This window comes from Nitrococcus sp. (assembly GCF_059432795.1).
The window spans coordinates 1-10751 of the sequence record NZ_JBXWZQ010000235.1 but is presented as its reverse complement, the minus strand read 5'-3'; the positions used below and the strand labels follow the sequence as shown (position 1 = coordinate 10751).

The 10751-nt window shown below is 57.5% G+C and carries 12 protein-coding genes and 1 tRNA gene; 12 read left to right on the top strand and 1 reads right to left on the bottom strand.

Annotation, left to right across the window (positions count from 1 at the left end; translation table 11 throughout):
* Nucleotides 1-174: 174 nt before the first annotated feature.
* From AC52Q4_RS16420 to AC52Q4_RS16365, 12 genes are all read left to right on the top strand, one after another.
* Nucleotides 175-726, top strand: coding sequence for a hypothetical protein (locus AC52Q4_RS16420; RefSeq protein WP_495537875.1), 552 nt, complete (start codon nt 175-177; stop codon nt 724-726).
* 16 nt (nt 727-742) lie between these two features.
* Nucleotides 743-2101 carry a sigma 54-interacting transcriptional regulator gene (locus AC52Q4_RS16415; protein ID WP_495537874.1) on the top strand — a complete coding sequence of 453 codons (1359 nt, stop codon included), beginning with the start codon at nt 743-745 and terminating at the stop codon, nt 2099-2101.
* An 819-nt stretch (nt 2102-2920) separates the two neighbouring features.
* Entirely contained in the window at nt 2921-3370 is a 450-nt protein-coding gene (gene ybgC / locus AC52Q4_RS16410) for a tol-pal system-associated acyl-CoA thioesterase (protein WP_495537873.1), read from the top strand.
* On the top strand, nt 3360-4064 hold the full coding sequence (gene tolQ, locus AC52Q4_RS16405; protein ID WP_495537872.1) for a protein TolQ: 705 nt from the start codon (nt 3360-3362) through the stop codon (nt 4062-4064). The genes ybgC and tolQ overlap by 11 nt, the downstream gene beginning before the upstream one ends.
* Nucleotides 4065-4129: 65 nt before the next feature.
* Nucleotides 4130-4528, top strand: a complete 399-nt coding sequence (gene tolR, locus AC52Q4_RS16400) for a protein TolR (RefSeq protein WP_495537871.1) — start codon at nt 4130-4132, stop codon at nt 4526-4528.
* Complete coding sequence (gene tolA / locus AC52Q4_RS16395) at nt 4528-5457, top strand: cell envelope integrity protein TolA (protein WP_495537870.1); 930 nt, start codon at nt 4528-4530, stop codon at nt 5455-5457. Before tolR ends, tolA begins: the two co-directional genes overlap by 1 nt.
* Nucleotides 5458-5467: 10 nt before the next feature.
* The gene (tolB, locus tag AC52Q4_RS16390; protein ID WP_495537869.1) at nt 5468-6757 is read left to right on the top strand and encodes a Tol-Pal system beta propeller repeat protein TolB; all 1290 of its coding nucleotides are present in this window, start codon (nt 5468-5470) and stop codon (nt 6755-6757) included.
* A gap of 54 nt (nt 6758-6811) precedes the next feature.
* A complete protein-coding gene (gene pal / locus AC52Q4_RS16385) occupies nt 6812-7363 on the top strand; it encodes a peptidoglycan-associated lipoprotein Pal (protein WP_495537868.1) in 552 nt (183 codons plus the stop codon).
* A gap of 2 nt (nt 7364-7365) precedes the next feature.
* Entirely contained in the window at nt 7366-8271 is a 906-nt protein-coding gene (gene ybgF / locus AC52Q4_RS16380) for a tol-pal system protein YbgF (protein ID WP_495537867.1), read from the top strand.
* A gap of 51 nt (nt 8272-8322) precedes the next feature.
* Nucleotides 8323-8991, top strand: coding sequence for a 7-carboxy-7-deazaguanine synthase QueE (queE, locus tag AC52Q4_RS16375; RefSeq protein WP_495537866.1), 669 nt, complete (start codon nt 8323-8325; stop codon nt 8989-8991).
* Between the two features lie 2 nt (nt 8992-8993).
* Complete coding sequence (queC, locus tag AC52Q4_RS16370; RefSeq protein ID WP_495537865.1) at nt 8994-9719, top strand: 7-cyano-7-deazaguanine synthase QueC; 726 nt, start codon at nt 8994-8996, stop codon at nt 9717-9719.
* 48 nt (nt 9720-9767) lie between these two features.
* Nucleotides 9768-9843 (top strand) — tRNA-Lys (locus AC52Q4_RS16365).
* Nucleotides 9844-9905: 62 nt separating this feature from the next.
* Here the strand turns inward: AC52Q4_RS16365 and AC52Q4_RS16360 are convergent.
* Entirely contained in the window at nt 9906-10625 is a 720-nt protein-coding gene (locus AC52Q4_RS16360) for a phage integrase (protein ID WP_495537864.1), read from the bottom strand.
* Between the last annotated feature and the right edge of the window lie 126 nt (nt 10626-10751).

Genomic DNA, 10751 nt, shown 5'->3' with positions numbered 1-10751 from the left:
TTTAGCTCCTAACGCGTTAATCAGTCGTGTCGCAGTTCTAAACGGGTATTTTGTCGAAGTGATTGATGTGCTTCGCATCCGGCCTTCAGGCCCAAGTGTGCTTGTGGAGCTGAGCGGATAGGTATGAACCTTGAACGTGAACAATCGAACAAGCGCATTAACGGGCTTTCATGCATGGGCAAAACGCCGCTCACGTTGATTCTGCTCGCCGTTTTCCTCGCCGTGGCGGGCTGTCAGTATTTTCCCATGAGGAGCCACCAGGATTCGGGCGATCTCGGTGGGGTGGAGCTCACTCGACCCGAGGCGAGGCGGATCGCGAACCTGCTGAGCTACTATAAAGGTCTTCACGGGCTCGACTACAGTCGGCTGAAAACCCGCCTCGATCAACTTGAGCACGGTTTGGGAAAGGGTGATTGCAGCACGGATCGGTTAAAATCTGCTATGGTACTCAGTCGACTATCAGCCCATGGAGGCGTGCGCGACGGGGACGCTTTGTTGGGCCCATGCTTGGATAACGCCTTCAGCCGGTATTCCCCGGAGGGTAAGCTTGCCTTGCTGTTACGTGACTTGATCCAAACACGCAACGCCGCCCATGGAGCGCAAGCCAATATAGAAACGTATCAGAGCAGACTCGAAGCACTGCAGGAGGAGAATCGGAAATTGCACGAGCAGCTCGATGGCCTAAGGGCTATTGAGAAAAGCATTCAGCAGCGTAATCGGCACTAGCGGAGTGAAACCCAACATGGCCACAGGCTACCGTATTCTGGTGGTCGATGACGACCCGGGAGTACTGCGCCTACTCTCCATTCGCCTCAAATCCAACGGCTACGAAGTGGCAACGGCTCAAAGCGGTGAGGAAGCCCTATCGAACTTCGCAGGCGTCAGGCCGCATCTGGTGATCACGGACCTGCGCATGGACGGCATGGACGGCATGGCGCTGTTCCAGAATCTGCACAAGCAGCACCCCACTTTGCCTGTGATTATCCTCACTGCTCACGGCTCGATTCCGGATGCCGTCGAGGCTACCAAAAATGGTGTGTTCGGCTTCGTTACCAAACCATTCGAGGCGCCCGCGCTCCTGCAACAGGTGGAAAACGCCTTGCGCTTGTCGGGCGTGGTGGAATCGGAAGGCACGGGCAACCAGATCAATAGCTGGCGCGCTGAGATCATCAGCCGCAGCCCCTTGATGGAGGATGTCCTGCAGCGCGCGAAAATGATTGCCCCGAGCGAGGCCAGCGTCTTTATCCACGGAGAGAGCGGCACCGGCAAGGAGCTATTGGCCAAGGCGATTCACAACACGAGCCGTCGCGGCAAGAAAGCCTTTATCGCCGTAAACTGCGGCGCGATCCCCGAGCCGTTGCTGGAATCGGAGTTGTTTGGGCACAAAAAAGGCGCGTTCACGGGTGCGAATCAAGACCATGAGGGGCTATTCAAGGCCGCCGACGGCGGCACGCTCTTTCTCGATGAAATCGGGGACATGCCGCTCGCACTCCAGGTCAAGCTGCTGAGGGTGCTACAGGAACATCAGGTACGACCGGTCGGTTACACGCAGGACATCCCGGTGAATGTGCGGATCATCTCCGCGACCCATCGCGATTTAGAGGAAGAGATGGCCGAGGGCCGTTTCCGTGAGGATCTTTACTATCGGCTCAATGTGGTCACCTTATCCTTGCCGTCCCTTGCGCAACGCCGGGAGGATGTCCCGGTATTGGCCAATCACTTCCTTCATCAACTGGCGCTCAAGTACGAAAAGAACCTCAAAGGCTTTTCTCAGGAGGCCTTGGAGCATCTGGTCAGCGCGCAGTGGCCAGGCAATATTCGCCAGCTCTATAACGTGATCGAGCAAGTAGCGATTTTATCCCCGACGCCGATTATCTCCTATGACCTGGTGCAGCAAGCCTTGCGCGAGGACGCGCCGGGGCTGCCAGCGTTTGCCGACGCCCGACGCGACTTCGAGCGCGGTTATCTCGTCAAGCTACTGCAGATTACCGAAGGTAACGTAAGCCGCGCCGCTCGGCTGGCGAAACGAAATCGCACCGAATTCTATAAGCTGCTCAACCGCCACGATCTCAACCCCAGCCTCTTCAAACAGGCACGTTAGTGAATCCAATCCGATGCGGGCGACCATCTGAGCTACCGCAGCACTGCACCGGTAAAGGCCGCACGACGGAGGCTCTCGATAACGCGTCGTTACTGAGAACTGTGTCGTCGTTAGGCGATGAGGCAAAAAGCCTCAAGAGCAAGCCTATCGAAGTCGCCATACAGTTTGCCTGTCGCTAATTGGCGACGAGCGCCGCATACTTTTGCCGCGCGATTGATCCCATGGCCTTTGCTGGACGTGCACCCCGGATGTGCCCGCCAAACGCGCCTCTCATCTCCCAATTCCCTTCCCAGCTCGCTGGCAATACCTTCCCCGGGATCAGCCGGTCAATAGCAACGAGGCGGCGATTCCCTGTCCGTGGGGCTTGAGAAGCAGGGGACGGGAGGCACATAGGACCGAGTGAAAGGCAAGGCATGTCGCTAGTCGGCGACGATTTCAGCGTCAAGCGCGTCGAAAGTCGCCAACTGAACGTTTTATTCCACTGATTTTAGGAGATATTTAAATCATGGCACAAATTCTGCTTATAGAAAGAAGCTGCGGTTTTCACCACCGCGAGCGCCCCGTTCGAGTCCATGTCGGCGGAGCAAAAGCCGCGCAACGTTTTTCGTGCTGTGCGCAATGATTTCGCACCTGTAGGCTACAGTAAAGCCCCGTCACCCCCTCATTCCGGCTTGCAGGTGCTTTCTTCTTCCTCCTAGCCCGCCCGGGTCGGCAGCGCGCCGACCCGGGCGGGCTATTATGGCTTGCTCGCAGCCAACTGGATGGCTACATTTGTTCAACTTTTGAAAATCGAGGTGGAGGCAGCCACGAATCCAAGACATGAACGAGGTACCTGTACCCGCCGAGGAGCGCGTGTTTCAATGGCCCATCCGCGTCTATTACGAGGATACGGACAGTGGCGGCGTCGTTTATCACACCGGCTATCTGAGATTCATGGAACGGGCCCGCACGGAGAGACTACGGGCCCTTGGCTATGAGCAGGACACGCTTCGCCGTGAACTCGGCATTTTGTTTACGGTGCGAGCCGTGCAAATCGAATATCTAAAGCCTGCGTTCTTCAACGATCAGCTGATAATCGACACTTGGACAGCCTGCCACCGCCGCGTCGGCCTGCGATTCATGCAGCATATACGGACAGCGCAGGGCAACAACGGGGAAACTCGGCTCTTATGTCGGGCAGATATTGAGGTTGTCTGCGTCGACAGCGAAAATCTCCGGCCACGGCCCATACCGAGCGCCATCGTTGCGGAGCTGATAAATGTCGGTTGACCTTTCCATCGCCGGTCTGGTCTTGAATGCAAGCCTTATCGTGCAGCTCGTCTTGTTGATTCTGCTCGGCGCATCGATCAGTTCTTGGACCTTGATCTTCCGAAAATGGCAGGCAATCGGCCAGGCGCAAAGCGGAGCAAATGCATTCGAAGATCGCTTCTGGTCGGGAGGCAACCTCGCGGAGATTTATGCCCAGGTGAGCCAGCCGCACGAGCACACCGGCGGGCTGGAGCGCATATTTCGAGCCGGGTTCCGTGAGTTCACTCGCATGCGCAAGCAAGGGAGCAACCCGGAATCCGTCGTTGATACATCTCATCGCGCCATGCGCGTATCTTTGCAACGTGAAATCGACAGTCTCGAGAGTTATATCCCGTTCCTTGCCACCGTGGGGTCGACCAGCCCTTATATTGGCCTCTTCGGTACCGTATGGGGAATCATGAACGCCTTTCTCGCCCTCGGCCATATGCAGCAGGCGACGCTCACGACCGTCGCCCCGGGAATTGCCGAGGCCCTGGTGGCAACAGCGATGGGCCTTTTCGCTGCGATCCCCGCGGTGATCGCCTACAATCGCTACGCGAGCCAGATTGAGCGGCTCACCAATCATTACGAGATTTTCATGGAGGAGTTCGCAAGCATTCTCCAACGACATGTGCACAGCCCGCCTCTGGCCACTAGAGCCGCGCCGGCGGAGTGACCTGAGGAGATCGCCCGGTGCCGAGCTCGAGTCTGGTGAACTCGCGGCGTTACCGTCGTCGTATAATGGCCGAAATCAACGTCGTACCGTATATCGACGTCTCTCTGGTATTGCTGGTCATCTTCATGGTCACCGCCCCGCTGCTCTATCAGGGAGTGAAGGTAGATCTTCCACAAGCCAGCGCGAAGCCGATACCGCCTCAAGAGAATGAACCGATCATCGTCGAGCTGGATCGCAACGGCAACCACTTCCTCAACATCGGCGAGGATCCCGACACGGCCTTGACTGCCACCGATATGCTGCACAAGGTTGCCGCCGTGATGCGCCAGCGCCCCCAAACACAGGTTCTGATTCGCGGCGATAAGCAGGTAGCTTACGGAAAAATCGTTGCTTTGATGGCCCGATTGCAGCAAGCAGGCGTTGCTCGGGTCGGACTCATGACGCATCCCCCCACGGAGCGGTGATGGGTATTCGCGCACGCACTTGGCTCTACCTAAGCTATTCTGTGGCACTGCACCTTTTAGTCCTGCTGGTGCTGGCACTGAGTTTCGCTTTCTCGCCCTCACCTGAACCGGCCCCCAACCCCGAAGCCATAGAGGCCGTTGCGATTGACGAACAGGAGGTCGAGAGAGAAATCCAGCGTATGCAGGCCGAGCGTGAGCAACAAAACGAAGAACAACAGGAAGTTGCCCAGCTCGAAGATCGGACCCAGGAGCTTGAGCAACGACGGAAGCGCCAGCAGCAAGAGCTGGCCGAACTCAAAAAACAGCGCGAGCAGATCAAAAAGCAGCAGGAATCGCTGGCGGCGCAGCGCAAGGCCGAGCAGGAGCGTCTCGCTGAGCTGAAAAAGCAGCACACGAAAGAACAAGAGCAGCTGGCCGAACAGCAACGGCAACAAGCCAAAGCCGAGGCTGAAGCAAAAAAACGCCGAGAAGAAAAGAAAAAACAGCAGGCGGAGGCAGCCGAGCGCAAACGCAAGGCGGAACAGGAACGGCTTGCCCGGCTAGAAAAACAACGCGAAGAGCAACGCCGCGAGGCGGCCAGGGAGGCCGCTCTGGAGCGCAAACTCGCGGAGGAGGCTGCCGCCCGGAGACACGCCCGCAGAGTGGCGGCGGCCAAGAGCGATTACGTTCCGGCGATTCAGCGGAACGTCGCGCAGAACTGGTTGCGCCCTGCCGGGATACCGCAAGGATTGTCCTGCGTCATTCACGTGCGAATGGGCTCGGGTGGCATCGTGCTGAATGCTCGCGTGGTGCAGTCCAGTGGCAATACGGCCTTTGACCGCTCCGCTGAGGTTGCCGTACGCAAGGCCTCGCCGCTGCCCGTGCCGAACGATCCCGAACTCGCCTCTGCGTTCCGCGATCTCAATTTTGAATTCCAACCAAGCTCCTAGGTGCCGCTTCATGAACCTCATGTGGACACTTGTCCTTGGTTTGCTCGTGCTGGTATCGACTCAGGCTCCAGCCCAAGTGACCATACAGATCACCGGCGGGGCGGAAGGCGCCTTACCGATTGCCATAGTCCCCTTTCAGATTGAAAACGGCGCCGGGCCGCCGTCCGAACAACTCGCCTCCATCATCCAAGAGGATCTCTACCGCACGGGGCTGCTACAACCTTTGCCGCAAAAGGATCTAATTGCCCGCCCCGCCCGCTTAGACGAAGTCCGGTTTCAGAACTGGCGAGCGCTTGGCGTGGACAACCTCGTGGTAGGAACAATGTCGCCGGACCCCGGCGGCGGATATCAGGTAAGCTTTGAGCTGTTGGACGTTTATCGTGCCAACCGTCTCGCGGGCAAGCGTTACCGGGTGCAACCGGATGCGTTGCGTACCCTCGCTCACACTATAAGCAACAACATTTTCCAAACGCTCTTCGGCCGTCCGGGTGGCTTTGATACCCAAGTCGCGTACGTGAAGATCGAGCGTGACAATGACAAAACCGTTCACAAGCTCGTGGTTGCCGATGCCGATGGCCGTAACCCGCAAATCATCCTGACCTCCGATGCGCCCATCATGTCACCTGCCTGGTCGCCCGACCGACAACGCATCGGGTACGTCTCTTTCGAAAATGGGCGCTCAGAGGTCTACGTACAGGAAGTGGGCAGCGGTGAACGCCGCACGGTAGCATCGTTCGATGGGATCAACAGCGCACCTGCTTGGTCTCCAGAGGGTAATCGGCTAGCCTTGACCCTTTCCAAGGACGGTAATCCGAATATTTACGTTCTGAATCTCGCTACCGCGAAGTTACAGCAGGTTACACAAAATCCGAGCATCGATACCGAGCCGGCATGGACGGCGAACGGGCGCCAGATCATTTTCACATCGGATCGAGGTGGCAACCCCCAGCTCTATCGCGTCTCGGTGACGGGGGGCAAAGCCGAGCGTTTAACCTTCGAGGGAAGCTACAATGCCCGGCCTGCGCTGTCCCCCGACGGCCGCCTGCTGGCCCTGGTGCATCGCGAGCACGGCAAGTTCAAAATTGCCGTGCTGGACCTTCACACTCGCCTGATGCGGGTACTCACGGATGGGCCGCTCGACGAATCGCCGAGCTTCGCACCGAACGGATCCACTCTGCTCTATTGCAGCGTGCTCGGTGACAAATCTGAGTTGGCCACGGTTTCGATCTACGGCCGCGCCCAGCAACGACTGGGGCTATTCAGCGACGATGTACAGGAGCCGACCTGGTCGCCTTTGTAGACATCGCGAGGTCCAATTCTCGGATCACCCAGAGGCATAATGAAAGGAGAACATATGTGCCGGTTAAAATTCCTGCTGGCTGCCATGTTTGTGTTCTTGGCGGTCACGCTGAGTGGCTGTGCCACCACGGGCGACGAGCAAGCCGATGGGGAAATCGCAGGCGGAGCAGCACAGGGGGGCGCACCCGGCACCGATAGAGCAGGCGCCGCGACCCAAGGCGCGCAGAGTGCCAGGCCATTCGAGGGCACTGAACTGGACAACCCAGCCAGCCCCCTGTCAAAACGGGTCGTCTACTTCGACTTTGATAGTAATGTCGTCAAGCAGGAATACATGCCGACCGTCAAGGCCCATGGCGAGTACCTCGCTACCCATCCTGAGAAACAAGTGGCAATCGAAGGTCATACTGACGAGCGCGGCTCGCGGGAATACAACCTGGCCCTGGGCGAGCGCCGCGCCAAGGCCGTACAGAAGATTCTCGAGCTCAATGGTGCGGCGGAGGAACAAATAAGCACCGTGAGCTACGGCGAGGAAAAACCGTTGGATCCGGGACACCATGATGCCGCGTGGTCGAAGAACCGTCGCGCACTGATCGTATACCGCCAATAGCCATGAAGAGTTCAACGGGACACGCCAGGTTTGCAGGCACTATTCTCATTGTGCTGCTCGCATTGACGGGGACAGCTTTGGCGCAAAGCCCAGAGAAGCTCGACAAGCGGCTCACGCTTGTCGAGCGCAAGCTCGACAGTGCGGCGCTGGGAGAAATGAGCAACGAGGTAGAGGCGTTGCGCCAACGGATACAGCAGCTGCGCGGCGAAATAGAGCAGATGCAGCGCCAACTGCAGGAGATCAACGAGCGGCAACGCAGCATTTACTCAGACGTAGACAGCCGCCTAAGGGAGCTGGAGCAGGGAGGTGCGGGGGCCTCCTCGAGTGGCAAAAGACCAACGGCGTCCGCTTCCGATTCGCAATCTCTAAAAGCGCCCAATCAGTCGCCCGCAGCCGGGCACGATGCCCGTGACAAAGCCGACCGGCACAGTACCGCCGCAGGAGATGGCGGGAAGGAGGAAAAAAAGCAGGCGAACGACCCGCAGCAGACGACGGATCAGAGCCGAAACGGTAATGATCTCAACGAAGAGCACGCCGCTTACGAGCGCGCATTCAATACGCTCAGAGACGGGCGCTATGCCCGCGCTCAACAACAATTTCAAGAGTTCCTGCGCCGATACCCTAATGGCCAATACGCTGATAATGCCCGTTATTGGTTAGGTGAATCCTATTACGTAGGAAGACACTTCGAGCAGGCCATGGAGGAGTTTCAAAAGCTGCTCGACGAGTTTCCCGACAGCACAAAGCGCGCGGGCGCACGGCTAAAGATCGGGTTCATTCAATACGAACAAGGCGAGATCAAAAAAGCGCGTAAGACGCTCGACACGGTCCTACAGCGCTATCCAAACTCAACGGCTGCGAATTTGGCACAGCAACGGTTGACGCTTATCAACAATGAGCAGCGTTAGCCTTCCGCCGGCTTCCTGCTGGAGGCATAGGGAAGGTGTATGATAGCGGTCATGTCAGATGTAGCCGTGCGGGCGATTCCAGAAACGCTCCGCGTGACCGAGATCTTCTATTCGCTACAGGGCGAGGCCAGCACGGCCGGCGCCCCTACCGTCTTCGTGCGTCTTACGGGCTGCCCTCTCCGTTGCAATTACTGTGATACGGCCTATGCCTTTCATGGCGGCGAGAAAATGAGTATTCAGCGAATACTGAGCCGTGTTGACGACCATGGGGCAAATTTCGTCACGGTTACCGGGGGCGAACCTCTAGCCCAGAGAGGCTGCCTGATTTTATTGAGTTCTCTGTGCGACCGAGGCTATAGGGTCTCGCTCGAGACTAGCGGTGCGCTCGATGTGAGCAACGTCGATCCGCGAGTCATCAAGGTGATGGACATCAAAACCCCCGGCTCCGGAGAAGTGTCCCGCAACCGCTGGGATAACCTCAAATACCTGCAACCGCATGACGAGCTCAAATTCGTTATCTGCGACCGTCGCGACTACGACTGGTGCCGTGCCCAAGTCAGTAGGTTGAAGCTCAACGAGCGTTGGAAGGTGTTTTTCTCGGCCAGTCACGGCGAGCTCTCCTCGCAGCAATTGGCCGAGTGGATACTGACAGACCACCTGGACGTGCGGCTGCAGATTCAGCTCCACAAGTATCTTTGGGGCGATCAGCCGGGGCGCTGAGCATGAACGAACGCAACCCCAGGGCTGTCGTGCTACTCTCCGGCGGTCTCGATTCCACCACTACGCTCGCGATTGCCCAGGCACAGGGCTTTTGCTGCTTTGCTCTCTCGTTCGACTACGGCCAACGCCATGCGGTGGAACTCTCGGCCTGCGCGACTATCGCCAAGAATATGGCGGTCGCCGAACACCGAATACTGCGCATTGGGCTGGAGCAGCTAGGCGGCTCGACACTCACCGATGCCACATTCCCCATTGCGAAGTCCACCGTTAGTGGCATACCACCGACCTATGTGCCCGCACGCAATACAATCTTTCTGGCCTACGCCTTGGCGTATGCGGAGGTATCTGAAGCGCCCGATATTTTCATCGGTGTCAACACGGCCGATTATTCCGGTTATCCAGACTGCCGCCCGGAATATATCTTGGCCTTCGAGAACATGGCGAATCTCGCCACCCGAGCGGTTGAGGGCGATGGCCGCTACCGCGTGCGTACTCCATTGATCGATCTTACAAAGGCGGAGATCATCCAATGGGGCAAGCAACTCGGTGTGGACTACTCGGCCACTGTCTCCTGCTATAATCCCGATCAATTGGGCCGTGCCTGCGCCCATTGCGATGCGTGCTATTACCGAGCCAAAGGATTCCGGGAGGCCCGCATGAACGATCCTACCCACTACCAAGCCGGCGTTGCCGCCGCAACGACATCCTCGGCCGGGAAAGACCAATAGATTGTTAACTAGCAGCTTGTTAGGTAGTATTACGATTCTATTTCTAGTGGGCCGTTAGCTCAGCTGGTAGAGCATCGGACTTTTAATCCGCTGGTCCTAGGTTCGAATCCTAGACGGCCCACCAAATAAAACAAAAACTTACCGAATTTCTCCTACCGCACAAAAAACCAAACTGTCAACCAAGTGTCAACGCGGAGCGAGCGGATTAAGCGTGACTGCCTCGGAAAGATGTTCGGGGGCAAAATGCGCGTAGCGCATGGTCATCCTGATATCCGAGTGGCCAAGAATCCTTTGTAGGATCAGGATTGAGCCACCACGCTGCATGAAGTGGCTCGCGAATGTGTGCCTCAGCACGTGGGCGAGCTGGCCAGGCGGCAATACAAGCCCTGCCCTATCAACCGCCTTCCTATAAGCCGAATAGCATGACCGGAACAGCTGTCCTCGTGGTTGGGTCCTCAATGATTTGGCTAGCCTAGGGTTAATTGGCACGACTCTGACCGTGCCGGCTTTCGTCTGTCCAAACCTGACGCGATCGCGAAATAGCTGATCTGAAGAGAGCCCTTCCGCTTCTGACCACCGGGCACCGGTGGCGAGGCATAGACGAGAAACGCGCAAGGCATCCTTATTCCTGGATCGTCGTAGCGCCACGAGCAGGCGCGCAATCTCGTCTCTGTCTAGCCACGTAAGCTCGGTCTGTTGTGTTTTCAGCTGCCGGACGTGCGCAATGGGGTTGTCGTGCTGCCAGTCCCCCAGCCGGATCAGCTCCCGAAATAGGGACCGCAGATAAGCGTGTTCATGGTTTACAGTCGACGGCTTAATACCAGCTCGTAACCGATCAGCTCGGTACTCGGTGAATTGATTTGCCCTCATGTCGATGGCCATAGGGTTCCCTATAGCCAACGCCATCGGAATGTGTCAACCTCTTTCCGACAGTCACGGCTGTTTTTCTTAATTCATCTTCTCCGTGGTTGATGGGTTGATCGGGGCGTAGGTGTAATTCCCTGCCTGTGGGTCGTTAAGGACATTCTCGGC